The organism is Actinokineospora spheciospongiae (genome assembly GCF_003182415.1).
GTDB lineage: Bacteria > Actinomycetota > Actinomycetes > Mycobacteriales > Pseudonocardiaceae > Actinokineospora > Actinokineospora spheciospongiae.
The window spans coordinates 516,212-539,641 of sequence record NZ_QHCP01000005.1 but is presented as its reverse complement, the minus strand read 5'-3'; the positions used below and the strand labels follow the sequence as shown (position 1 = coordinate 539,641).

21 protein-coding genes and 1 riboswitch are annotated in these 23,430 nt (G+C 72.7%); of the genes, 6 read left to right on the top strand and 15 right to left on the bottom strand.

Going from position 1 to position 23,430, the window contains the following annotated elements; all coding sequences use genetic code 11:
- The first annotated feature begins 61 nt into the window (after positions 1–61).
- Complete coding sequence (gene ku / locus DFQ13_RS16665) at positions 62–1,039, top strand: non-homologous end joining protein Ku (protein WP_035288617.1); 978 nt, start codon at positions 62–64, stop codon at positions 1,037–1,039.
- 174 nt (positions 1,040–1,213) lie between these two features.
- On the opposite strand, the gene DFQ13_RS16660 is transcribed toward ku, so the two are convergent.
- The 8 genes from DFQ13_RS16660 to DFQ13_RS16625 form a co-directional block, all read right to left on the bottom strand.
- Positions 1,214–2,587: an L-serine ammonia-lyase gene (locus DFQ13_RS16660; protein ID WP_110080421.1), complete on the bottom strand. Its 1,374-nt coding sequence runs from the start codon at positions 2,585–2,587 to the stop codon at positions 1,214–1,216.
- A gap of 74 nt (positions 2,588–2,661) precedes the next feature.
- On the bottom strand, positions 2,662–3,933 hold the full coding sequence (gene glyA / locus DFQ13_RS16655; RefSeq protein WP_035288612.1) for a serine hydroxymethyltransferase: 1,272 nt from the start codon (positions 3,931–3,933) through the stop codon (positions 2,662–2,664).
- Between the two features lie 11 nt (positions 3,934–3,944).
- Positions 3,945–4,322, bottom strand: coding sequence for a glycine cleavage system protein GcvH (gcvH, locus tag DFQ13_RS16650; RefSeq protein ID WP_035288610.1), 378 nt, complete (start codon positions 4,320–4,322; stop codon positions 3,945–3,947).
- An 18-nt stretch (positions 4,323–4,340) separates the two neighbouring features.
- Complete coding sequence (gene gcvT / locus DFQ13_RS16645) at positions 4,341–5,438, bottom strand: glycine cleavage system aminomethyltransferase GcvT (protein WP_110080420.1); 1,098 nt, start codon at positions 5,436–5,438, stop codon at positions 4,341–4,343.
- Positions 5,439–5,651: 213 nt separating this feature from the next.
- A riboswitch (glycine riboswitch) is annotated at positions 5,652–5,749 on the bottom strand.
- A gap of 141 nt (positions 5,750–5,890) precedes the next feature.
- Positions 5,891–6,658, bottom strand: coding sequence for an energy-coupling factor ABC transporter ATP-binding protein (locus DFQ13_RS16640; protein ID WP_110080566.1), 768 nt, complete (start codon positions 6,656–6,658; stop codon positions 5,891–5,893).
- Positions 6,658–7,416, bottom strand: coding sequence for a cobalt ECF transporter T component CbiQ (gene cbiQ, locus DFQ13_RS16635; RefSeq protein ID WP_035288604.1), 759 nt, complete (start codon positions 7,414–7,416; stop codon positions 6,658–6,660). The genes DFQ13_RS16640 and cbiQ overlap by 1 nt, the downstream gene beginning before the upstream one ends.
- Before the next feature lie 2 nt (positions 7,417–7,418).
- Complete coding sequence (locus DFQ13_RS16630; RefSeq protein WP_110080419.1) at positions 7,419–7,769, bottom strand: PDGLE domain-containing protein; 351 nt, start codon at positions 7,767–7,769, stop codon at positions 7,419–7,421.
- Positions 7,766–8,467 (bottom strand): energy-coupling factor ABC transporter permease, encoded by a 702-nt coding sequence (locus DFQ13_RS16625; RefSeq protein ID WP_110080418.1) that lies wholly within the window; start codon positions 8,465–8,467, stop codon positions 7,766–7,768. The genes DFQ13_RS16630 and DFQ13_RS16625 overlap by 4 nt, the downstream gene beginning before the upstream one ends.
- A gap of 144 nt (positions 8,468–8,611) precedes the next feature.
- On the opposite strand from DFQ13_RS16625, the gene DFQ13_RS16620 reads away from it, so the two are divergent.
- Positions 8,612–9,718 carry an oxygenase MpaB family protein gene (locus tag DFQ13_RS16620; RefSeq protein ID WP_233438441.1) on the top strand — a complete coding sequence of 369 codons (1,107 nt, stop codon included), beginning with the start codon at positions 8,612–8,614 and terminating at the stop codon, positions 9,716–9,718.
- A gap of 45 nt (positions 9,719–9,763) precedes the next feature.
- On the opposite strand, the gene DFQ13_RS16615 is transcribed toward DFQ13_RS16620, so the two are convergent.
- The 3 genes from DFQ13_RS16615 to DFQ13_RS16605 form a co-directional block, all read right to left on the bottom strand.
- On the bottom strand, positions 9,764–10,843 hold the full coding sequence (locus DFQ13_RS16615; RefSeq protein ID WP_110080417.1) for a Zn-dependent alcohol dehydrogenase: 1,080 nt from the start codon (positions 10,841–10,843) through the stop codon (positions 9,764–9,766).
- 98 nt (positions 10,844–10,941) lie between these two features.
- Positions 10,942–12,111: an acyl-CoA dehydrogenase family protein gene (locus tag DFQ13_RS16610; RefSeq protein ID WP_110080416.1), complete on the bottom strand. Its 1,170-nt coding sequence runs from the start codon at positions 12,109–12,111 to the stop codon at positions 10,942–10,944.
- Positions 12,112–12,121: 10 nt separating this feature from the next.
- Positions 12,122–13,273 (bottom strand): acyl-CoA dehydrogenase family protein, encoded by a 1,152-nt coding sequence (locus DFQ13_RS16605; RefSeq protein WP_110080415.1) that lies wholly within the window; start codon positions 13,271–13,273, stop codon positions 12,122–12,124.
- Positions 13,274–13,378: 105 nt separating this feature from the next.
- On the opposite strand from DFQ13_RS16605, the gene DFQ13_RS16600 reads away from it, so the two are divergent.
- A complete protein-coding gene (locus DFQ13_RS16600; protein ID WP_035288590.1) occupies positions 13,379–14,005 on the top strand; it encodes a TetR/AcrR family transcriptional regulator in 627 nt (208 codons plus the stop codon).
- Between the two features lie 59 nt (positions 14,006–14,064).
- On the opposite strand, the gene DFQ13_RS16595 is transcribed toward DFQ13_RS16600, so the two are convergent.
- The 4 genes from DFQ13_RS16595 to DFQ13_RS16580 are packed head-to-tail and all read right to left on the bottom strand — an operon-like array spanning position 14,065 to position 19,316.
- Complete coding sequence (locus DFQ13_RS16595; RefSeq protein ID WP_035288589.1) at positions 14,065–14,667, bottom strand: GTP-binding protein; 603 nt, start codon at positions 14,665–14,667, stop codon at positions 14,065–14,067.
- On the bottom strand, positions 14,648–15,199 hold the full coding sequence (locus DFQ13_RS16590) for a DUF742 domain-containing protein (RefSeq protein ID WP_052021904.1): 552 nt from the start codon (positions 15,197–15,199) through the stop codon (positions 14,648–14,650). Before DFQ13_RS16590 ends, DFQ13_RS16595 begins: the two co-directional genes overlap by 20 nt.
- Before the next feature lie 7 nt (positions 15,200–15,206).
- A complete protein-coding gene (locus DFQ13_RS16585) occupies positions 15,207–15,647 on the bottom strand; it encodes a roadblock/LC7 domain-containing protein (RefSeq protein ID WP_035288587.1) in 441 nt (146 codons plus the stop codon).
- A 45-nt stretch (positions 15,648–15,692) separates the two neighbouring features.
- The gene (locus DFQ13_RS16580; RefSeq protein WP_110080414.1) at positions 15,693–19,316 is read right to left on the bottom strand and encodes a nitrate- and nitrite sensing domain-containing protein; all 3,624 of its coding nucleotides are present in this window, start codon (positions 19,314–19,316) and stop codon (positions 15,693–15,695) included.
- Positions 19,317–20,021: 705 nt separating this feature from the next.
- Here DFQ13_RS16580 and DFQ13_RS16575 point away from each other — a divergent pair.
- From DFQ13_RS16575 to DFQ13_RS16565, 3 genes are all read left to right on the top strand, one after another.
- The gene (locus tag DFQ13_RS16575; RefSeq protein WP_110080413.1) at positions 20,022–20,435 is read left to right on the top strand and encodes a DUF485 domain-containing protein; all 414 of its coding nucleotides are present in this window, start codon (positions 20,022–20,024) and stop codon (positions 20,433–20,435) included.
- Entirely contained in the window at positions 20,432–22,045 is a 1,614-nt protein-coding gene (locus DFQ13_RS16570; protein ID WP_233427879.1) for a solute symporter family protein, read from the top strand. Before DFQ13_RS16575 ends, DFQ13_RS16570 begins: the two co-directional genes overlap by 4 nt.
- Before the next feature lie 202 nt (positions 22,046–22,247).
- Positions 22,248–23,405 carry a type III PLP-dependent enzyme gene (locus tag DFQ13_RS16565; protein WP_233438460.1) on the top strand — a complete coding sequence of 386 codons (1,158 nt, stop codon included), beginning with the start codon at positions 22,248–22,250 and terminating at the stop codon, positions 23,403–23,405.
- Positions 23,406–23,430: the final 25 nt, after the last annotated feature.

The following is a 23,430-nucleotide window of genomic DNA, read 5'->3' as shown; positions in this document are numbered from 1 at the left end:
CCCGGTGGTCGTGGGTCACACTGGGGGCCGGACAACCGGAGCGGCCCCCGGGGAGGGTGACGTGGCGCGACCGATTTGGCACGGAGCGATCAACTTCGGGCTGGTGACCGTCCCGGTCGACATGTTCGGCGCGACCGAGGACCACACCGTCAGCTTCCGGCAGTTCGAGCGGGGCACCTCGGACCGCATCCGGTACAAGCGGGTCAACGAGCGCACCGGCGAGGAGGTCGCCTACGCCGACATCGTCAAGGGCGCGGAGGTCGGCGGCGGCGAGTACGTGATCGTCGAGCCGGACGAGCTGGACCAGATCGCGCCCGGCCGCTCGCGCACGATCGACATCACCGCGTTCGTCGACCTCGACGAGATCGACCCGATCCACTTCCAGAAGACCTACTGGCTGGCCCCGGCCAAGGACGAGTACGGCAAGGCCTACAGCCTGCTGCTGCAGGCGATGCGCAAGACCAACCGGGCCGGGATCGCCGGTTTCGTCATGCGCGGCAAGGAGTACCTGACCGCGGTGCGCGCGGGCGGCGACCTGCTGATGCTGACCACGCTGCTGTTCCCCGAGGACATCCGCGACCCGGCCGACGAGCTCAAGTCGATGCCGGAGATCACCCCGGCGCGCGGCCGGGAGCTGGACATGGCGGTCAACCTGATCGAGTCGATGACCGAGGAGTGGTCGCCGGAGGACCACCACGACACCTACACCCAGCGGGTCGAGCAGCTCATCGAGGACAAGCGCCAGGGCCGCGAGATCGTCACCGAGGAGGCGCCGAGCAGCCCGACGAAGGTGGTCGACCTGTTCGAGGCGCTGAGCAAGAGCGTGGAGAGCCGCAAGAAGCGCCGCGAGGGCGGGGGCTCGGCCAAGCCGTCGGCGGGGTCGTCGAAGAAGCCGTCGGTCGACCTCGACGGGCTGAGCAAGGCGGAGCTGGAGAAGATGGCCCGCGAGCTGGACGTCAAGGGCCGCTCCAAGATGACCCGCGACGAGCTGCGGGACGCGGTGGCCGCGGCCGGGTCGGGCAGGCGGGAGGCGTCCTGACCGACCCCGCCCCCGGTGCACGACGCGGGCGCGGCCCAGTCGCCGCGGTGGCCGCCGGAGTCCAAGGCGGAGCGCAGCCAGGCCCGTGGGCCGGGGTGGTGGTCCGGGGCCGGTGGACCCGTGGGCGGCGCGGTCGGTGCCGGAACCGGACAACAGGTAGACGGACCGGGCGGCTCAGCACTCGATGACGTTCAGGGCCAGGCCCCCGCGCGCGGTCTCCTTGTACTTGGTGTGCATGTCCGCGCCGGTCTGGCGCATGGTCTTGATCACCTTGTCCAGGTGGACGATGTGCGTGCCGTCGCCGCGCAGCGCCATCCGGGAGGCGTTGATGGCCTTGGTCGACCCGACCGCGTTGCGCTCGATGCACGGGATCTGCACCAGGCCGCCGACCGGGTCGCAGGTCAGGCCGAGGTGGTGCTCCAGCCCGATCTCGGCGGCGTTCTCGACCTGGGCGACGGTGCCGCCGAGCACGGCGGTGAGGCCCGCCGCGGCCATGGCGCAGGCGGAGCCGACCTCCCCCTGGCAGCCCACCTCGGCACCGGAGATGGACCCGGTCTCCTTGAGCACCACGCCGATCGCGGCGGCGGTGAGCAGGAAGTCGACCACGCCGTCGAGCGTGGCGGTGGGGATGAACCGGGTGTAGTAGTGCAGGACGGCGGGGATGATGCCCGCGGCGCCGTTGGTGGGCGCGGTGACGACCCGGCCGCCGGAGGCGTTCTCCTCGTTGACCGCGAGCGCGTAGAGGCTCACCCAGTCCATGACGTAGAGCGGGTCGCCCGCGCCATCCTCGGCGAGCAGCTTCTCGTGCAGCGCCTTGGCGCGGCGCGGGACCTTGAGGCCGCCGGGGAGGGTGCCGTCGCGCGCGCACCCGGCCGCCACGCAGTCGCGCATGACCTGCCAGATGTCGAGCAGGCCCGCGCGGACCTCGGCCTCGGTGCGCCACACCAGTTCGTTGGCCAGCATCACCCCGGCGACGGTCAGCCCGTGCGCGGCGCAGTGCGCGAGCAGGTCGGCACCGGTGCGGAACGGGTACGGCACCGGGGTGGTGTCGGCGGAGATCACCGGCCCGTCGGCGGCCTCCTGGTCGAGCACGAAGCCGCCGCCCACCGAGTAGTAGGTGCGCTCGGCGAGCCGCTCCCCCGCCGCGTCGAAGGCGGTGAAGGTCATGCCGTTGGGGTGCAGCGGCAGCGCCTTGCGGCGGTGCATGACCAGGTCGGTGTCCTCGGTGAAGGCGATCGGGTGGGTGCCGAGCAGCCGCAGCCCGGCCGTGGCCCGGATCGCCGCGACCCTGGTGGGCACCGCGTCGGTGTCGATGTCCTCGGGGCGTTCGCCCTCCAGGCCGAGCAGCACGGCCTTGTCGCTGCCGTGGCCGTGCCCGGTGGCGCCGAGCGAGCCGAACAGCTCGGCGCGGACCCGAGCGACCCGGTCGAGCAGCCCGGCGGCGCGCAGGCCGTCGGCGAAGATCAGCGCGGCGCGCATCGGGCCCACGGTGTGTGAACTCGACGGCCCGATGCCGATGCTGAACAGGTCGAAGACGCTGACCGCCACGACGTTTCTCCTCGGTGTGTCATGACGGCGCGGCGGCGGGGGCCGGATCGCGGCCCCCGCCTGCGTCCGTCGTCTCAGCCCAGCTCGGGGTAGAGCGGGCGGCGCTTGACCAGCAGGGCCACGCGGTCGCGCAGCGCGGAGCTGGTTTCCTCGTCGAAGTCGGGCCGCAGCGCGACGGCGATGATGTCGGCGACCTCGGCGAAGTCCTCGGCGTCGAAGCCGCGGGTGGCCAGCGCCGGGGTGCCGATCCGCAGGCCCGAGGTCACCATCGGCGGCCGGGGGTCGAACGGGACGGCGTTGCGGTTGACGGTGATGCCGATGCCGTGCAGGCGGTCCTCGGCCTGCTGCCCGTCGAGCTGCGAGTCCACCAGGTCGACCAGGACCAGGTGCACGTCGGTGCCCCCGGAGGACACCTTGACGCCCGCCGCGGCGGCGTCGGGCGCGGAGAGCCGGTCGGCCAGGATGCGCGCGCCCTCCAGGACGCGGCGCTGCCGCTCGGCGAACTCCTCGGTGGCGGCGATCTTGAACGCCACCGCCTTGGCGGCGATCACGTGCTCGAGCGGGCCGCCCTGCTGGCCGGGGAACACCGCCGAGTTGACCTTCTTGGCCAGCTCCTGGGTGGACAGGATCACCCCGCCGCGCGGACCGCCGAGGGTCTTGTGCGTGGTGGTGGTGACCAGGTCGGCGTGCGGCACCGGGCTCGGGTGCAGGCCAGCGGCGACCAGGCCTGCGAAGTGCGCCATGTCGACCATGAGCTTGGCGCCCACCGAGTCGGCGATGCGGCGGAACTCGGCGAAGTCGAGCTGGCGCGGGTAGGCCGACCAGCCCGCGATGACTAGCTGCGGCTTGTGCTCCTGGGCCAGGCGCTCGACCTCGGCCATGTCGACCAGGCCGGTCTCCTTGTCGACGTGGTAGGCGGCGACGTTGTAGAGCTTGCCGGAGAAATTGATCTTCATGCCGTGCGTGAGGTGGCCGCCGTGGGCCAGGTCCAGCCCGAGGATGGTGTCGCCGGGCTTGAGCACCGAGACCATCGCCGCGGCGTTGGCCTGCGCGCCCGAGTGCGGCTGCACGTTGGCGTGCTCGGCGCCGAAGAGGGCCTTCACCCGGTCGATGGCGAGCTGCTCGACCACGTCGACGTGCTCGCAGCCGCCGTAGTAGCGCTTGCCGGGGTAGCCCTCGGCGTACTTGTTGGTCAGGACCGAGCCCTGGGCCTGGAGCACCCCGAGCGGGGCGAAGTTCTCGGAGGCGATCATCTCCAGGGTGTCCTGCTGGCGGCGCAGCTCGGCGTCGACGGCGGCGGAGACCTCCGGGTCGACCTCGGCCAGCGGCTGTGCGAACGTGCTCATCGTGGTCTCCCTCAGTCCGTCTCGGCGATCAGCGCGGTGTACTCGGTGGCGGTGAGCAGTTCGGGGGTGCCGGTCACCCGGACCCGGAACAGCCAGCCGTCGCCGAACGGGTCGAGGTTGACGTGCTCGGGGCTGTCCACCACCGCGTCGTTGACCTCGGTGACCTCGCCGGAGACCGGCGCGAACAGCTCGCTGACGGACTTGGTCGACTCGATCTCGCCGCACGCCTCGCCCACCTCGACGGTGGCGCCGACCTCGGGAAGCTGCACGAAGACCACGTCGCCGAGGGAGTCGGCGGCGTACTTCGTCACCCCCACCGTGGCGGTGTCGCCGCCCAGGTCGACCCACTCGTGCTCCTCGGTGTAGCCGAGGTTCTCCGGGATGCTCATCTCGTTCTCGATCTCCTGCTAGGCGGGACGCTGGTAGAAGGGCAGCTCGACGACCTCGACCGGGAGGGCCGTACCCCGGACGTCGACCGACAGCGCGGTGCCCGGGGCACTGGCGGCCACCGGGACGTAGGCCAGCGCGACCGGGTGGCCGAGGGTCGGCGAGAGGGCGCCGCTGGTGACCGTACCGACCCGGTTCCCGGCCGCGTCGAGCACCGCGTACCCGGGCCGGGGGGCGCGCTTGCCGGTGGTGACCAGGCCCACCAGCACCTTGTCCTCCACGTCGGCGTCGCGCCTGCGCTCCAGCGCCGCCCGCCCGACGAAGTCCCCCTTGTCGAACTTCACGACCCGGCCCAGGGCGGCGTCGAACGGGGTCAGCTCGGCGGTCAGCTCGTTGCCGTAGAGCGGCATCCCCGCCTCCAGCCGGAGCGTGTCGCGGCAGGCCAGCCCGGCCGGGACGAGCCCGCGGCCCTCCCCGGCAGCGCTCAGCGCCCGCCACACGTCGGGAGCCAGGGCGCCGTCGACGTAGAGCTCGAAGCCGTCCTCACCGGTGTAGCCGGTGCGGGCCAGCAGCACGTCGTGCCCGGCCGCGGTCGCCGCGACGCCGGCGTAGTACGGCAGCGCGTCCAGGTCGGCGCCGGTGACCTCGCGCACGATCGCCGCCGAGTTCGGCCCCTGCACGGCGATCAGCGCGGTCTGCGCGGAGCGGTCGACGACCTCGACGTCGAAGGCCGCGGCCCGCGAGACCAGTTCGGCGGCCACCAGGGCGGCGTTGGAGGCGTTCGCCACGACCAGGTACCGGTCCTCGGCGAGCCGGTAGACCACCAGGTCGTCGAGGACGCCGCCGGACTCGGCGCAGATCATGGTGTAGCGCGCGCGGCCCGGCTTCACCGCCGACAGCTTGCCCACCAGGGCGTAGTCCAGGGCGGCGGCGGCCTCCGGGCCGGTCAGCTCGATCTCGCCCATGTGGCTGAGGTCGAACAGGCCCGCAGCCGTGCGCACCGCCTTGTGCTCGGCCAGTTCGCTGCCGTAGCGCAGGGGCATCGCCCAGCCTGCGAAGTCGGTGAACGAGGCGCCGAGGGCCTCGTGCACCGCGTGCAGCGGGGAGGGTGTGCTCATGGGAGTCCGTTCTCCTTCGGCCGGGCGGGGGTGCTCAACCGTCCACAATCAGCGTGGCACGGACGGCGCGAGTTCGGGGCGAGAGGTGTGCGGCCTGTGGACAACTCCGCCCGCTGTCGCCCGGGTCCTGTGGACAACCGGGGGCGGGGCGGCGCGGTGGCCGGGGTGGGGACGAGCGCGGGCATGCAGGAGTTCCTCCGCTTCCGGATCGGGAACTCCCCCTCTGTCATGTGACCTGAGAGCTTCACCGCCCGGGGGCGGCTTGCACCGTGGGTGAGGCGCGGACGCGCCTGCTTTCCAGAGTGGCCTGGCCTGGGACGGTAGCTGTACCTGAGAGATTCCGGGGAGTTTGCTCCTTCGGTGCCCCAGCTCGCGCTGGAGGCTCTCCCGTCCTGGCTCGTGACGGCCCGATATTCGCTTGTGTGGGCTCAACCTAACCGGCGGACGGGCGGTCAGTCCAGCCTGAAGCCGAACGGCAGCTCCAACCGGTGCGCCGCGAGCAGCGCGGTGTCGGCCAGCAGCTCCCGGGTGGGGCCGTCCGCGACCACCACGCCCTCGTCGACGAGCACGCTGCGCGGGCACAACTGCAACGCGTAGGGCAGGTCGTGGGTGACCATGAGCGTGGTGCGGCCCAGGCCCAGCAGCACCTCGGCGAGTTCGCGCCGGGCGACCGGCTCCAGGTTCGCCGAGGGCTCGTCGAGGACGAGGACCTCCGGGTCGCAGGCCAGCACCGTGGCCAGCGCCACCCGCCGCCGCTGCCCGCCGGACAGGTGCATCGGCGAGCGGTCGGCGTGCTCGGCCATGCCGACCGCGGCCAGCGCCGCGGCCACCCTGGCGTCGAGTTCGGCGCCGCGCAGGCCGAAGTTGGCGGGCCCGAACGCGACGTCCTCGCGGACGGTCGGCATGAAGAGCTGGTCGTCGGGGTCCTGGAAGACGATGCCGACCCGGCGGCGGACCTCGCGCAGGTTCGCCTTGGCCACCGGCAGCCCGGCGACCGCCACCCGCCCGGCCCCGGGGGTGTGCACGCCGTTGAGGTGCAGCACCAGCGTGGTCTTGCCCGCGCCGTTGGGGCCCAGCACGGCGACCCGCTCCCCCGGCTCGACCCGCAGGTCGATGCCGAACAGCGCCTGGTGCCCGTCGGGGTAGGCGTAGGCCAGGCCCTCCACCAGCAGCGCGGGCGGATGGGTGGTCGGGGTGTCATCCGCGGCGGTCTCCGGCATCACCCCCACAGTGTGGTCCCCAGGACGAGCGCGGCGCCCACCGCGGGGACCAGGCCCGCGAGCCAGGTCCGGGGTGCGGCGGCCCGCCCGGCGTCGGGCATGGTGCCGGTCCAGCCGCGCGAGACCATCGCCAGGTGGACCCGTTCGCCGCGCTCGTAGCTGCGGATGAACAGGGTGCCGACGGCGCGGGCGGTGGCCCCGGCCTGCCACAGGAAGCGCGGGTCGTGACCGCGGCAGATGCGGGCGACCCGCATCCGGGCCGCCTCGGCGGAGATGACCTCCAGGTAGCGCAGCATGAGCGTGGCGATGGTGATCACCAGGGCGGGCACCCGCAGGCGCTGCAACCCGACCAGCAGGTCCCGGGGCGAGGTGGTGGCCGACAGGGTCAGCGACACCAGCACGCCGAGGGTGCCCTTGGCCAGGATGTTCCAGCCCGCCAGCAGCCCGGTCTCCGACAGCCGCAGCCCCAGCAGCCCCACGGTCGGCCCGCCCGCGGTGAACGGCAGCACCACGGCCAGCACGACGAACGGCGCCTCGATCAGCGCCCGCTTCGCCAGCCACCCCGGCGGGACGCGGGCGAGCGCCCACACGCAGGCCAGCAGCAGCAGGTACAGCCCGAACGCCGCGAACTCCCCGCGCGGGGTGGACACCACGCACAGCACCACGGCGAGCGCGGCGACGACCTTGACCTGCGCGGGCAGCCGGTGCACGGCGGTGTCGCCGGGGCGGTGCAGCAGGTGCGCGTGACCCGCACCCACCGCTACTGCTTCGCGGGCCGCTTGCGCAGCACCCAGAACAGCCCGCCCGCGAGCACGAGCGTCACCACCACGCCGAGCACCCCGGCGACCCCGGAAAGCCCTTCGTCGCCGTTGACCGCGTAGTCGGCGAACGGGCTGTCGGCGAGCTTGTGGTCCTGGGCGTTGCGCGCGATGCAGTCGCCGAGCAGTTCCTCGCCCTCCGGCGTCTCCCGGACCTCGCAGCCCTGGAGGGTGGCGTGGTCGAGGCCGTCGGGGTTGGAGTCGGCGAAGTAGGACACCCCGCCCGCCAGCACGAGCGCGATCAGCAGGAAGCCGAGCAGGAAACCGGTGTTGCGCCTGGGGTTCGTGGTCATGCCGCCGCCTTCCCGCGCAGCTCCAGCGGCTTCTGGGTGCCGCGCAACAGGTACACCAGGTCCGGCCGCACCGCCGCGACCGCGCCGACGGTCAGCGCGGTGATCATGCCCTCGCCGATCCCGATCAGCACGTGCACGCCGAGGATGGTCGCGGCCACGGTGCCCAGGTCGAACGCCGCGTCGCCGCCGATGGCGAACTCCAGCACGAACCCGAGCGAGGCGACCACGGTGTTGACCAGCGCGGCCACGAACGCCACCGCGACCAGCCCGGCCCGGCCGCGCGCGGCGAACCGCTTGAGGCCCAGCGCGACGAGGAAGCCCGCCGCGGTGCCGATCAGGGCCATGTTGGTGATGTTGGCGCCGATCGCGCTCAGCCCGCCGTCGGAGAACACCAGCGCCTGCACGACCAGCACGATCGACACGCACAGCGCGCCGACCCACGGCCCGACCAGGATCGCCGCGAGCGCCCCGCCGAGCAGGTGCCCGGAGACGCCCGCGAGCACGGGGAAGTTGAGCATCTGGGTGGCGAAGACGAACGCGGCGACCAGCCCGGCCATCGGGGCGGTGCGGTCGTCGAGGTCGGCGCGGGCGCGCACGGCCGCGAACCCCACCCCGACCACGGCCACGCCGATGAACAGCAGGGTGGTCGGCGAGTTCAGCAGGCCGTCGCTCATGTGCATGGCGACCGAGGTGGTCATGGCACCTCCAGGGCGGGGACGGGACCGGCCGAGCCTATTGCGCAGGGGGTGCTAACGCCATTGCCTGGCAACAACGACCCGCGTGCAGCGGATCACTCCATAGAGGGAACGTGCAGCCAGTCACACTGCGCCTACACTCCGCTGGTGCTGACCACCGAAAGACTGAACGCGCTACGCCACGAAGGCGACCCCCTCGCCGACACCGTCATCGAGGACCTGATGACCACCGGCGAGATCGACCGGGTCAACGCGGTCCTGTCCGAGTTCCGCGGCAACGCCCAGACCATCCCGGAGAACCTGCCGCCGCGGGTGCGCGAGTACCTAGTCGCCACCGACGTGCCGCCCGCCTGGCTGGACGCGGACCGGGTGGCCGGGGCGCGGGAGTTCTTCGTCGACGACGGCGCGCACGTGGCGTCGGTGCTGTCCTACGGGGCGATGGTCGAGTGCTACGCCCAAGAGGTGCCCGCGAAGGTGCTGACCGCCACCCACCGGCTCAACCAGCCGCACCGCAGGCTCGCCGAGACCTCGCAGTTCGTGCTGAACATGATGGCCGTGGACCCGTTCGGCGACGGCGGCGCCTTCGTGCCGACCATCCAGAAGACCCGCCTCATCCACGCCGCGGTCCGCTACATGCTCTCCCACTCCCCCGGCTGGGACACGGCCGCCGACGGCGTCCCGGTCTGCCAGCGCGACCTGCTCGGCGCGCTGCTGATCTTCTCGGTGCGGGTGGTGCACGGGATGCGCCGGATCGGGGTGTCGGTCACCGAGGTGGAGGCCGAGGACTACTGGCACGTGTGGCGGGTCGCCGGGGCGATGCTGGGCATCCGGGAGGACGTGCTGCCGGAGACCTTTGCCGAGGCAGACGAGCTGAACGCGGTGCTGCTCGACGGCGGTTTCAGCCCGTCGCCGGAGGGCACCGAGCTGACCGCGCAGATCCTCGCGCTGTACCAGGACTTCGTGCCGGGGCGGGCGTTCGACGGGGTGGTGCCCGCCATGGTGCGCCAGACCATCGGCCACGAGATCGCCGACATGGTGGACGTCCCGAACTCCCCCGGCTGGAACCGCGTGGTCGGCGGCGGCGTGCGGGCGCTGCGGGCGCTGGAGCGGGCCGAGGACAACAACCGGGTGGCGCGGGCTGTGCTGGACAAGGCGGGCGGTGTGCTGTTGAAGACCAGCGCCCGGATGCTGACCGGCGGTCGCGCCACCCCGCTGGCCATCCCGGCGGGGCTGCGCGGCTGCCCGATGGGCTGAGGACCGCGTCCTCGGAGCCGGACACCCGGCTCCGAGGACGGGTGTTCAGAAGCGGATCAGCGTCCGGCCGCCCTTGCCCCGGCGCATGTCCTCGAAGGCCTGCTCCACGCCGTCGAGGTCGGTCGTGGTGGTGACCAGGCCGTCCAGGTCGAGCTTGCCCTCGGCGACGAGGTCGAGCAGCAGCGCGACGTCGACGTCGGGGTCGGTGGAGCCGAACAGGCAGCCGGTGAGGCTGCGGCCCTGCCAGTACAGCTCCAGCGCGCTGAACTCGACCATCGCCTTGGCGCTGCCCACGCCGACCACCACCACGTGCCCGCCGCGGCGGCTGGCCGACCAGGCGGTGCGGATGGTGGCGGGGATGCCGACGCACTCGAAGGAGACGTCGGCGCCGCGACCGCCGGTGAGCTTGCGGACCGCCTTCGCCGTGGTCTCGTCGGACACCAGGAAGTGCGTCGCGCCCTGGGCCGTGGCCAGTTCGGCCTTCTCGGCGTGCACGTCGACGGCGATGATCGGGTCCGCGCCCGCGATCCGCGCCGCCTGGAGCACCGACAGGCCGATGCCGCCCACGCCGACGACGACCACGGCCTGACCCGGCCGCACCTTGGCGGTGTTGAAGACGGCGCCCGCGCCGGTGAGGACCGCGCAGCCCAGGACGGCGGCCTGCTCCAGCGGCACGTCGTCGGGGATCTTCACCGCGCCGCGCTCGGGGACGATGGTCTCCTCGGCGAAGGCACCCGCGCCCAGGCCGGGGTAGAGGTCGGTGCCGTCGGCGAGGGTGCCGTGCGGGACCGCCGCGGCGTCGGAGTTGTGCGCGCACAGCCACGGCTCGCCGTTGTCGCAGAACCAGCACTCGCGGCACGGCGGCGCCCAGTTGAGCAGCACGTGGTCGCCGGGTGCCACCCGGGTGACACCGTCGCCGACAGCGGTGACGACGCCCGCGCCCTCGTGGCCGAGGACCGCGGGGACCGGCTGGCGCAGGGTCCCGTTGGACAGCGACAGGTCCGAGTGGCAAACCCCCGCGGCGACGACCTTCACCCGCACCCGGCCGGGCCCCGGCTCGGGCAGCACGATGTCGGTGACCTCCAGCGGTTTGCCCTGCTCGGACAGAACGGCTGCCCTGACCATGTCGCTCCTCGGATCTGTTGCTGCTGTGGGTGGTGTCGCCGCGGTGGCAGGCCCCCATGCTCCACCACACCGGCGGAGCACGGGGGGTGAGCTGCGTCTTAGCCCAGCGTGCCGGAAATGCTGGCGTGGCCCTTGAGGATGTTGCGGGCGATGGTGCGGCGCTGGATCTCGTCGGTGCCCTCGTAGATGCGCAGCAGCCGCAGCTCCCGGTACCAGCGCTCGACCGGCAGTTCCCGGGTGTAGCCCATCCCGCCGTGGATCTGCAGGACGCGGTCGACGATCTCGTTGGCCTTCTGCCCGCCGTAGAGCTTGGCGATGGACTGCACGTGCCGGGAGTCCCCGCCCTGGTCGACGACCCAGGCGGCGTGCAGCACCAGCCAGCGCAGGGCCTCGATCTCCACGGCGGAGTCCGCGATCATCCACTGGATGGCCTGGCGGTTGGCGATCGGCTCGCCGAAGGTGACCCGGGTGTTGGCGTGCTCCACCGCCATCTCCACCAGGCGCTCGCAGGCGCCCAGGGCGCGGGCGGGCAGCATGTACCGGCCGCGGCCGATCCACTTCATCGCCAGCTCGAAGCCGCGGCCGACCTCGCCGAGGATGTTCTCCTTCGGCACCCGGACGTCCTCGAAGACCAGCGCGGCCGGGCCCCACTCGCCCATGGTGTCGATGTACTCCGAGCGCCACCCCTGGTCGCGGTCGACCAGGAAGCAGGTCACGCCACCATTGGCGCCCTTCTCCTTGTCGGTAACCGCGAAGACCATCGTGAAGTCGGCCTCGTTGCCGCCGGTGATGAAGGTCTTCTCACCGTTGATGATCCAGTCGGTGCCGTCCTGGCGGGCGCTGGTGCGGATCGCCCTGGCGTCGGAGCCCGCGCCGGGTTCGGTGATGGCGAAGCAGGAGCGGCGCTCACCGGAGAGCGTGGGCAGCAGGTAGCGCTGCTTCTGCTCGTCGTTGGCGTAGTAGAGGATGTTGTCGGCGTATCCGCCGAAGCGGAACTGGACGAACGAGCGGCCCAGTTCGGCCTCCAGCAGCGCCGACATCACCGCGCCCAGGCCCATGCCGCCGTACTCCTCGGGCGTCTGCACGCCCCAGAAGCCCGACGCCTTGGCCTTGTCCTGCAACTCCACCAGGACGTCGTGGGTCAGGCCGGGCTGGTTGGCGCGCTCGCGGCGCAGCACCTCCTGCTCCAGCGGCTGGATCTCCTTGCGCACGAAGGTGCGCACCCAGTCGCGGACCGACTGCTCTTCCTCACTCAGGGAGAAATCCACGGCTCGCTCCTCACACGAAGGCGTTGATGCCGGTCAGCGCGCGGCCGATCAGCAGCTTCTGGATCTGGGTGGTGCCCTCGTAGAGGGTCATCACGCGGGCGTCGCGCAGGTACTTCGCCACCGGGTACTCGTCGAGGTAGCCGTAGCCGCCGAAGACCTGGATGGCGAGGTTGGCGGCGGTGACGGCGTTCTCGCTGGCGTACAGCTTGGCCATCGAGGCGGCGGTGCCGAAGGGCTGGCCGCGCTCGATCAGGTCGGCCACCCGCCACACCAGCAGCCGGGCGGCGTCGGTGTTGACCGCCATGTCGGCCAGCATCTCCTGCACGAGCTGGTAGCCGGCGATGGGCTTGCCGAACTGGGTGCGCTCCAGGGCGTACTTGACGCTGGCCTCCAGCGCGCCCTTGGCCAGCCCGACGCACCCGGCGGCGACGGACATGCGGCCCTTGTCCAGCGCGGTCATGGCGATCTTGAACCCGACCCCCTCGTCGCCGAGGCGGGCGGAGGCGGGGACGCGCACGCCGTCGAGGATCAGCTCACCGGTCGACTGGCCGCGCAGGCCCAGCTTGCCCTTGATTTCGCGGTGCTCGAAGCCCGCGGCGTCGGTCGGCACCAGGAAGGCGCTGACGCCCTTGGCGCCGGGCCCGCCGGTGCGGGCGAAGACGAGGGCGACGTCGGCCCAGGTCCCGTTGGTGATGAACATCTTCGAGCCGGTGATGACGTAGTCGTCACCTTCGCGGATGGCCTTGGTGGACAGGTTGCCCGCGTCGGAGCCGGTGTCGGGCTCGGTCAGGCCGAAGCAGGCCAGCGACTCGCCGGAGGAGATGCGCGGCAGCCAGTGCCGCTTCTGCTCCTCGGTGCCCCACTTGTCGATGGACTTGCCGACCAGGCCCAGGGAGACGCTGACGATGCCCCGGATCGCCGAGTCGCCGCGGCCCAGCTCCTCCATCATCAGGCAGTAGCTGAGGTTGTCGCCGCCGGAGCCGCCGTACTCCTCCGGGATGGTCATACCCAGGAAACCGACCGCGCCCAGCTTGCCGACGATGTCGCGGTCGACCGCCTCGCGCCGGTCCCACTCGCGCGAGTGGGGCACGACCTCGCGGTCGATGAAGTCCCTGGCGAGGTCCCACAGCGCCTGCTGCTCGCCGGTGAGGGCCAGATCCATTCCGTCTCCCGTCGCTAAACCATACGGTGTTAGGTTTAGTCAGGATAGGATGCCGCCAACCCCGGTGCAACAGGGCGCGGGCGTGACCCGGGAGACAGCGAACCAGTGCCACGGCCGACCACACCGCTGCTGAGCCGCACGCGCATCCGCGAGCACGCCCTGCAGGTCGTCGACGCCGCCGGTCTCGACGGCCTGTCGATGCGCAAGCTGGCGAGCGGGCTCGGCGTGCAGGCGGCGTCGCTCTACAGCCACTACCGCACGAAGGACGAACTCCTCCAGGACATCGCGGACTCGGTCATGTCCGCGGTGGACGTCTCCGACTTCGCCGGGACGGACTGGCAGGCGGGCCTGCGCACCTGGGCCCGCTCCTACCGCGCGGCCCTCGCCGCCCACCCGAACCTCGTCCCCGTCCTCGCCGCGGGCCCCGCCCGCCGGGAAACCGCCCTGCAACGCGCCGACGCCGTCCACGGCGGCCTGGTCCGCGCGGGCTGGCCGCCCCGCTACGCGACGATGATCGGCGCCTCCACCAAGTACCTCGTCCTGGGCGCGGCCATGTCGTCGTTCTCCCGCGGCTTCGAAGCCGACGTGCAGGTCTACGTGGACCGCTACCCCCACCTCGACCAGGCCCACCGCCTCCGCGACCACGCCGACGAGATCGACGCGGAGAGCTTCGAACTGGCCCTGGAGGCGTTCGTCACCGGCCTGGTCGCCCTGCGCTCCCGCGTGGGGTGAACCCGGCGGCAGACCCCGGTCGGCGGGGTCCGCTCCCCCGGCCCGCCGGGGTCACCCGGTCAGGAGACGCCCGCGCCGTGCAGGGTGACCCAGCGCTGCATGGCGTACTCGACCATGGTGATGAGGGTCTGCTTGACGCTCGCCCGGTCCCGCGCGTCGCAGGCGATGATGGGGACCTCCGGGGAGATGGCGAGGGCGTCGCGGACCTCTTCGAGGTCGTGGTTGAGGACGCCGTCGAAGCAGTTGAGGCCGATGACGTAGGGCAGTTCGCGCTCCTCGAAGAAGTCGATCGGGGAGAAGGAGTCCGCCAGGCGCCGGGTGTCGGCCAGGACCACCGCGCCGATCGCGCCGCGCACCAGGTCGTCCCACATGAACCAGAAGCGCTGCTGGCCGGGGGTGCCGAACAGGTACAGGATGAGGTCGGAGTCCAGCGAGACGCGGCCGAAGTCCATGGCCACCGTGGTGGTGGTCTTCTCCGGGGTGGCCGTGGTGTCGTCGATGTCGGTGCTGGCGCTGGTCATCACCGCCTCGGTGGTGAGGGGGACGATCTCCGACACCGCACCGACGAAGGTGGTCTTGCCCGCGCCGAAGCCACCGGCGACGACGATCTTGACCGAGGTCAGCGTCGGGGCCGCCGCGTCCTCATAGCCGACGGAGTCCACTGAGTACCCTTTCCATCAACACCAGGTGCGCGCGGTTGGCGCCACCGGTGGCTGTCTTGTGCACGGTGACCAGCCCAAGCTGGGCCATGTCGCCCAGCAGGACCTTGGCGACGCCCAGCGGGGCGCCCATCAGGGTGGCGACCTCGGCGACCGACCGCGGCTCGTGGCACAGCCTGGCGATCGCCCGGTGCTCGGACTCGGCGAACGCGACCGCGTCGGCGGCCCGGTCGCTGGTGGACACCATGGTCTCCACCCGCAGCTCGAAGGTGGAGCGGGTGCGACCCCTGGTCCAGGCGTAGGGCCGCACGATCGACGACTGCTCCTGCGGCTCCGGGGCGAACTCCGGCTCCGGGGCGAACACCGGTTCCGGCTCGGTGCCCGGCCACTGCGGCTCCACCGCGCCGCGCTCGGGGACCGGCGGCGGGTCGGGTGGGGCCACCACCTCGGTGCGCGGCGGCCTGCGCCGGTCCTGGCCGCCGAACGTGAAGCCGTTCAGCAGCTCGGCGAAGCCCGCGTCGGGGATGTCGTTCATGCCGGCCTCACGCAGGCTGCCGGACCATCCGGCCGGAGGAGCCCTGCAGCGCGGCCCGCAGCTCCGGGGTGAGGATCTGCCCGACCCGGTCGACCAGCAGGGTCATCTCGTAGGCGACCTGCCCGATGTCGCAGGTGGGGGCGGCCAGGATGGCCAGGCAGGAACCGTCGCTGATCGCCATCAGGAGCATGATGCCGCGCTCCATCTCCACCACGGTCTCCTTGACCGCGCCCGCCTCGAAGCAGCGGGCCGCGCCCTGGGTCAGGCTGATCACCCCGGAGGCGACCGCCGCGAGCTGGTCGGCGCGGTCGATCGGGAGCCGCGACGAGGACGTCAGCAGCAACCCGTCCGCGGAGACCACCACCGCGTGCGCGACACCGGTGACCCGCTCGGCGAAGTCGTTCACCAGCCACCCGAACTGGCTCGGCTTGGACTGCGTGGTCGTCATCGTGCTCCATTCCTCGTCTTCACTGTGTTCTGGGTGCGCACCGGGTCAGGTCCACCCACGTCCGGGTTCCGGGTCGTCCGGGCCGCCGCGCCGGGCGAGGCTCTCCCGGCCGCGGCCGATGCCCCGCTGCAGGCTGCCCAGCCGGGAGCGCAGCGCCGCGGCGTCGCGCTCCATCAGCGGGCCGCCCGACTGCGCGCGGGTCTCGTCGACGCTGCCGGGCAGCAGCCGCTCGCGCGGGGTGCGCCGGGGCAGCCCGCCGTCGGCGACCTCGGCGGGGTCGGTGTCGGCGGAGATCCGCCAGCCCGCGCCGCGCAGGTCGGGGCCGACCGGTTCGGGTGCGGCGGGCGCGTGGGCACCGCGCGCCCGGTGGATGCCGCGCTGGTAGCTGGAGAGCCGTTCGCGCAGCTCGGCCGCGTCGCGGGAGCCGACCGGGGCGCCGGGGGGCAGCGCGCGGGCCGCGGGGGGCTGCCCGATGCTGCCGGGCACCAGGTTGCGCCGCGGCGTGCGGCGCGGCAGCCCGGTGTCGGTGAAGTCCTCCGGGGTGGTGGCCGCGACCGCCTGGGCGGTGCTGAAACCCCGGTCGGCGGCGAAGTCCCAGCCCGTGGTCGGCGGCGTGCGCAGGTCCTCTGGGCGCGAGGTCGGGTCGTCGGTGACCGAGCGGAACCAGGCCGAGATCATCTCGTCGAAGATCGGCGTGGTCTCGTGCAGGGCGTCGACCGGCCGGGCCGCGCCGGGGGTCCGGCCGGTCACCGGGGGCGTGTCCCACCAGCCGGTCTGCTCGACCGCGGGCATCGGGTCGAACAGCCGGGTTCCGGAGTCCGGGGCGGGCGGGTGCTCGGCGGGTTTGCGCGGTTCCCGCCTGGGCAGCGGGACGTGGTCGACGACGGGCTTGGCGGCCTCCGGCTCGCGCGGCGGCGGCACCGCCTCCGGCATCCGGGCGCCGTCGCCGCCGGTGCGCGGGGCCGCCGGGGTGCGCCGGGGCAGGCCGCCGGTGGCGGGCTTGTCGGCCTTGGTGGGCGGGGTCGGCTTGGCGGAACCGTTCGGTGGCGTCGGCTTGGCGGGCCGCGTCGACTTGATGAACGGGGTCGGCTTGATGGGGTTGGGGGGTGGGGTGGGCCGTTGGGTGGGTGCGGCGGAGCCGTTGGCGCCGTTGCCGTTCACCCGGTTCCCGTTGGCGGTGGCGCCGTTCGTGGAACCGTTGACGGCGCTGCCGTTGGACCCGTCGTTCGTCGGACCGCTGTGCCGGGGGGCGCCGTTGGCGCGGCTCCCGGTGCCGCCGAGCAGGCCGGTCCCGTTGGCACCGCGGGCACTCCCGTTGCTGCCGTTGACGCCGCCACCGTTGACGCCGTGGCCGCCGTTGACACCCCGGCCGTTCGCGCCGCTGCCGTTCGCGCCGCTGCCGTTCGGGGCGCGGCCGGTGCCGTTGGCGCCTCGGCCCGCACCTGGGGCGCCGTTGCCGTTGACGCCGGTGGCGGGGCCGCTGCCGTTGGTCGGGCCGCTGCCGTTGGCGGGGCTGGTGGTGCCGCGGGGGAGGCCGCCGGGCGGGGTGGTGGGGGCGGGGGCCTTCGGCGGCACCGGGGGCAGGTCGACGACGTTGGAGGTGACCAGGTCGGCCGGGATGAGCACGGTGGCCCGGGTGCCGGACTGGTTGCCCGGCCGGAGCTGGACCTGCACCCCGTGCCGGGAGGCGAGCCTGCCCACCACGAACAGGCCCATCCGGCGGGCGGTGGAGGCGTCCACGGTGCCCGCGTCGGCCAGCCTGCGGTTGGCGTCGGCGAACTCGTCGTCGCGCATGCCGATGCCGCGGTCGACGACCTCGATCCGCACCGAGCCGCCGTCGGTGTGGTGGCTGGCGATGGTGACCTGGGTGGTGGGGGCGGAGAACGCGGCGGCGTTGTCGAGCAGTTCGGCGACGAGCCGGACCAGGTCGCCGACCGCGTAGCCGACGACGAGCACCGTCGGCGGCGACTGGATGACGACCCGCTGGTACTGCTCCATCTCCGAGACCGCGGCGCGCAGCAGGTCGGCCAGCGGCGCGGGCTGCTGGGTGCGCCTGCCCGGTTCGCTGCCGGAGAGGACCATCAGGTTCTCGTTGTTGCGGCGCATCCGGGTGGCGAGGTGGTCGAGCTGGAACAGCGTGTCGAGCTGGTCGGCGTCCTCCTCGTCGCGCTCGAGCCGTTCCAGCAGGTGTAGCTGGCGCTGGACCAGGCCCTGGCTGCGGCGCGAGAGGTTGACGAACACGTTGCCGTAGTTGGCGCGCAGCGCGGCCTGCTCACCGGCCAGCCGCAGCGCCTGCTCGTGCACCGCGTCGAAGGCGCGCGCCACCTGCCCGACCTCGTCGGCCGAGGGCACCGCGATCGGTTCCACCGCGCCGATGTCGGCCTGCCCGCCGTCGCGGATGCGGGCGACCGCCGCGGGCAGGCGGTTGCGGGCCACGTCGAGCGCGCCGCGGCGCAGCTCGGCCAGCGAGCGCAGCAGTTGCCTGCCGATCAGCACGATGATGGCCGCGGCCAGCACCAGCGCCAGGATCAGCACCACCGAGGCGAGCCCGGCGGCGTCGCTGGCGGCGTTCTGCAGCGCGTCGGACTCGGATTTGATCCGCTCGCCGAGGGTGGCGCCGACCGCGCTGAGCCGGGCCGAGGTCTGGTCGGAGGCCACGTCCCAGTCGGCCGCGGCCACCGGCAGCGGCGCCGGGCCCTCCTCCTCGTCCTCGTCGTCGGCCGGGGTGGCGGGGTCGATGAGGACCAGCCGCAGCAGGTCCGCGCGGGTCTGCGCGGCCGGGACGGCGAGCTGCCGCTCGTACTCGGCGCGCTGCTCGGCGGTGGCCAGCGAGACGAAGGCCGCCACGTGGTCGTCGAGCCGGGCCTGGGAGGTGCGCAGGGCGGCGGTGTCGGCGGCGTTGAGCCCGCCGCGGGCGATGCCGACCGCGACCTGGGCCCACTGGTAGCGGATCTCCTCCTGGGTGGCGTCGAGCTGGTGCAGCGCGGCGGCGGTGCCCGCGAGGCCGCTGTCGGCGATCTCCTCGACGGCGGCGCGGTCGAAGTCGAGCAGCGCGTCGGTGACCGAGGTGTACTGCTCGATCGCGGTGGCGCTGTCGACCGAGCCCGCGGCGACCGGGGTGCGCAGGGCGTCGAGCCTGCCCAGGGCGTCGACGACGTCGGCGTAGCGGGCGCGGGTGACCTCGGAGGTGAAGTCGGCCCGCTGCACCGCGTTGCGAAGCTGCTGGCGGGCGTAGTCGACGCTCTGCCGCTCGCCCGCGGTGGCCCCGGCGATGTCGCCGTAGCCGCCGGTGAGCAGCACCGCGGACTTGGTGCGCTCGACCTGGACCCAGTTGATCACGCGGCGCAGCGAGTCGGTGACCGCGACGACGCGGTCGACGTCGCGGTAGGTGTCGGCGCGGTCGACCTGGTCGCCGATGCGCAGCGCGCCGAGCACGACGGCGAACACGACCGGCACGAGGATGACCGCGCCGAGCTTCACCGGGATGGTCCAGTCGCGCCAGCGGACGAGCGCGGCCCACGCGGAGCGCTCGCCGGCTTCCCCACCGGCTGCGGTCCGGCGCGGGGGCGGCCCGGAGTGGTCGGCGCGGCCGGTCCGGGGACCGGCCCGGTCCTGGGAGTCGGGGCCTGCGGTGGTCTGGGACGGGGTCTGGGAGGCGGTCACGGTCACGCGCGTCCTCCCACGACGGTCCTACCTCGCCGTCGGAACAACACCTTCACCGCGCCGCTCTCCTTCCACGGGGGATCATGGACAGCACTGGGGACAACAGGGCATTCGCGGGGTTCCGTCAACGGAGACCGGGTCACCAGTCGGTCATCGGCGATCTCCGGTGGAACTTGAGCCAGAAGCGTACCCCAATCCGGCGATCTTGGAATTGGCTTGACGACACCATTGCTGACCAGCGAGAACGGACCGGAACAGGCTCGACAAAGCCTTTCCAGGGCCACCTTGTGACCACTTTAGACCGTACGGAGTGCCCTTTTCGTCACTCTGCGGAGATTCTGCCGACTTGAGTCGCACGATCGGGTACCCCGATTCCAGCCACGACACAGGCGTCTCCCGGACCCGAAAAAGGGTACCCTGAGCAGGCGAAATGGCCGCACACCGCCCATGTCGGCGATCACCCCGCCACTCGGCGCCCCACCCTCGGGCAGAACGAGCAGCGAAGGGCTGCAACTTCCACAACGCAACGTGACCCCCAAATTCACCATTACGTGTGGTGTATGCGGACAACCGTACCGAAATCGCCGACTTCTCGTTCCGCAGACCGAATCGATGTGCATTAGGTTGTTCCGCCCCGCCGTGGTTAACATGTCGCCCGGCCATTCGGCCGCGAAACATTCCCCGTCTCATACCTCTCCCCCGGAGGAATGCATGACCGAGGTCGTCCCACCCACGTCCGCGCCGCCGCGCCGGGCAGGCGGCGCCACCTTCGGCGGGGTCGACCGCCCCCCCGCCGCCCGCGGGGCGGGCCCGGCACCCGGCCCGGACTACGCCGCGGTGCACGCGAGCGCCGCCTTCACCGGCCTGCGCCGCCGGTTCCGCCGGTTCGTCTTCCCCGTCACCGGGCTGTTCCTCGCCTGGTACCTGACCTACGTGCTGCTCGCCGCCTACGCACCCGACCTGATGGCCACCCGCGTCGCCGGGTCGATCACGGTCGGGCTGCTGCTCGGCCTCGGGCAGTTCGCCACCACGCTGCTGATCACGCTCGGCTACACCCGCTGGGCGCGCACGCGGCTGGACCCGCTGGCCGCCGAGGTGCGCGCCGCCGCCGAGGAGGCACCGTGACCACCCGCGCCCTGATCCCCCTGGCCCAGGACACCGGCCCGACCGGTGTCGGCGACCCGGTGCTCAACACCGCCGTGTTCGCCGGGTTCGTGCTGATCACGCTCTACATCGTCTACAAGGTCAGCGGCCGCAACAGCTCCGCCGCCGACTACTACGCCGCGGGCGGCCGGTTCACCGGCGTGCAGAACGGCATCGCGCTGTCCGGCGACTTCCTGTCCGCGGCGTCGTTCCTCGGCATCGCGGGCGCCATCGCCATCAACGGCTACGACGGGTTCCTCTACTCGATCGGGTTCCTGGTCGCCTGGCTGGTGAACCTGCTGCTGATCGCCGAGCTGGTGCGCAACACCGGTCGGTTCACCATGGGCGACGTCCTCGCCTTCCGGATGCGGCAGCGCCCGGTCCGCGCCGCCGCGGCCACCTCCACCCTGGTGATCTCCCTGTTCTACATGCTCGCGCAGATGGCGGGCGCGGGCGCGGTGGTGGCGCTGCTGCTGGACGTGCACGGCTCCGGCGGGCAGGCGGTGGTGATCACCGTGGTCGGCCTGATCATGATCTTCTACGTGCTGGTCGGCGGGATGAAGGGCACCACCTGGGTGCAGATCATCAAGGCCGCCATCCTGATCCTCAGCGTGGTGCTGATGACGGTGTTCCTGCTGGGCAAGTTCGGGTTCAGCCTGAGCGCGCTGCTGGAGCAGGCGGCCACCAACAACGCCAAGGGCGAGAAGGTGCTCGGCCCCGGCGTGCAGTACGGCAAGACCTCGACCACCACGCTGGACTTCATCTCGCTGGCGCTGGCGCTGGTCCTGGGCGCGGCCGGGCTGCCGCACGTGCTGATGCGCTTCTACACCGTGCCCGACGCCCGCGAGGCGCGCCGGTCGGTGGTGTGGGCGGTGGGCACGATGACCGTCTTCTACACCGCCACGCTGGTCATCGGCTACGGCGCGTCGGCGCTGGTCGGCTCCGAGCGCATCCTGGACTCGACCGGGCGGGAGAACGCCGCCGCGCCGCTGCTGGCCTTCGAGATCGGCGGCACGGTGCTGCTGGGCATCGTGGCGGCCGTGGCGTTCGCCACGATCCTGGCCGTGGTCGCCGGGCTGACGATCACCGCGTCGGCGTCGTTCGCCCACGACGTGTACGCCAACATCCTGCGCAAGGGCAAGCCGGCGCCGGGGTCGGAGGTCAAGGTCGCCCGGATCACCGCGGTGGTGATCGGGGTGCTGGCCATCGTCGGCGGCATCCTGGCCAACGGGCAGAACGTGGCGTTCCTGGTGGCGCTGGCGTTCGCCTTCGCCGCCTCGGCGAACCTCTCGACGCTGCTGTACTCGCTGTTCTGGAAGCGGTTCAACACCAGCGGCACGCTGTGGGGGATGTACGGCGGGCTGGGCTCCTGCCTGCTGCTGGTGGTGCTGTCCCCGGTGGTGTCCGGCTCGCCGACGTCGATCGTGTCCGATGTGGACTTCGCGGTGTTCCCGCTGTCGAACCCGGGCATCGTCTCGATCCCGGTGTCGTTCGTCTGCGGGTACCTCGGCACGCTCTTCGGCCGGGAGAAGGCCGACCCCGCGTTGCAGAAGGAGATGGAGGTCCGCTCGCTCACCGGGCTGGGCCGGTGAGCGGCAGACCCGGTCGCGGTGGGCGTCGACCCGGGCCGCGCGCCCCGGTCGGCGCCGCCGGGGTGGGTCGCGGGCCCCGACCCGACCGCCCGCCGGGACCCGCGCCGGGGCCCGGCCGCCCCGGCGCGGCCGGATGGTACGACCAGGCTGTTCGGTGTGGCCATGGCCACGGCGTCCGGTGACCGGCGGGGGCGGTATTACAGTGCACGCCGTGCTCGACACCTCCGAGGCCGTCCCGCGGCTGCGCGCGTTCCTCGACGACAACGCGCCCGCGACGCCGTGCCTGGTGATGGACCTGGACACCGTACGGTCCAACTACCGCGCGCTGCGCGCGGCCCTGCCCGAGGCCGGGGTGCTGTACGCGGTCAAGGCCAACCCGGCGCCGGAGGTGGTGGCCGCGCTGGTCGCCGAGGGCTCCGGGTTCGACGTGGCGAGCACCGGCGAGATCGACCTGTGCCTGGACCGGGGCGCCGACCCGGCGGACCTGTCCTACGGGAACCCGATCAAGAAGGCCGCCGACGTCGCGTACGCCCACGCCCGCGGCGTCCGCCGGTTCACCTTCGACTCCGACGGCGACCTGGAGAACCTGGCCGCGCACGCCCCGGGGTCCCGGGTGGCCTGCCGGTTCCTGGTCGACGCGCCCGCCTCGGGCACCCCGTTCGGGGCGAAGTTCGGCTGCGCGCCCGCGATGGCGGTGCGGCTGCTGGCCAGGGCCGCCGAGCTGGGCCTGGTCGTCGACGGCGCCTGCTTCCACGTCGGCTCCCAGCACCGCGACCCGGCCGCGTGGGTGGCGGGCATCGCGCAGGCCGCCGGGATCGCCCGGGAGCTGGCCGCGCGGGGCGTGCCGACCCCGGTGCTCAACCTGGGCGGCGGGTTCCCCACCGGCTACGCCGAGCCCGCCCCACCGCTGGCCGAGCACGCCGCGGCGATCCGCGCGGCCGTCGCCGAGCACTTCGCCGAGGTGCCCGAGCTGGTCGTCGAGCCCGGCCGGGCCGTCGTGGCCACGGCGGGGGTGATCCGCAGCGAGGTCGTGCTGGTGTCGCGGAAGGCGGATACCGACGAGCACCGCTGGGTATACCTGGACATCGGGCGGTACTCGGGGCTGGCGGAGACGGAGAACGAGTACATCGCGTACCGCCTGCGCACCGGCCACCCGGGCGCACCGGACGGCCCGGTGATCCTCGCGGGCCCCACCTGCGACGGGGATGATGTGATCTACCAGCACACCCCGTATCGTCTGCCGTTGGCGCTGCGAGCGGGCGACCACGTCGACATCCTCGACGCGGGTGCCTACACGGCGAGCTATTCCTCGGTGTCGTTCAACGGTTTCCCGCCCCTGCCGACGCACTTCGTCGGCTGAGCAACACAACACCCCTTGTAGGAGG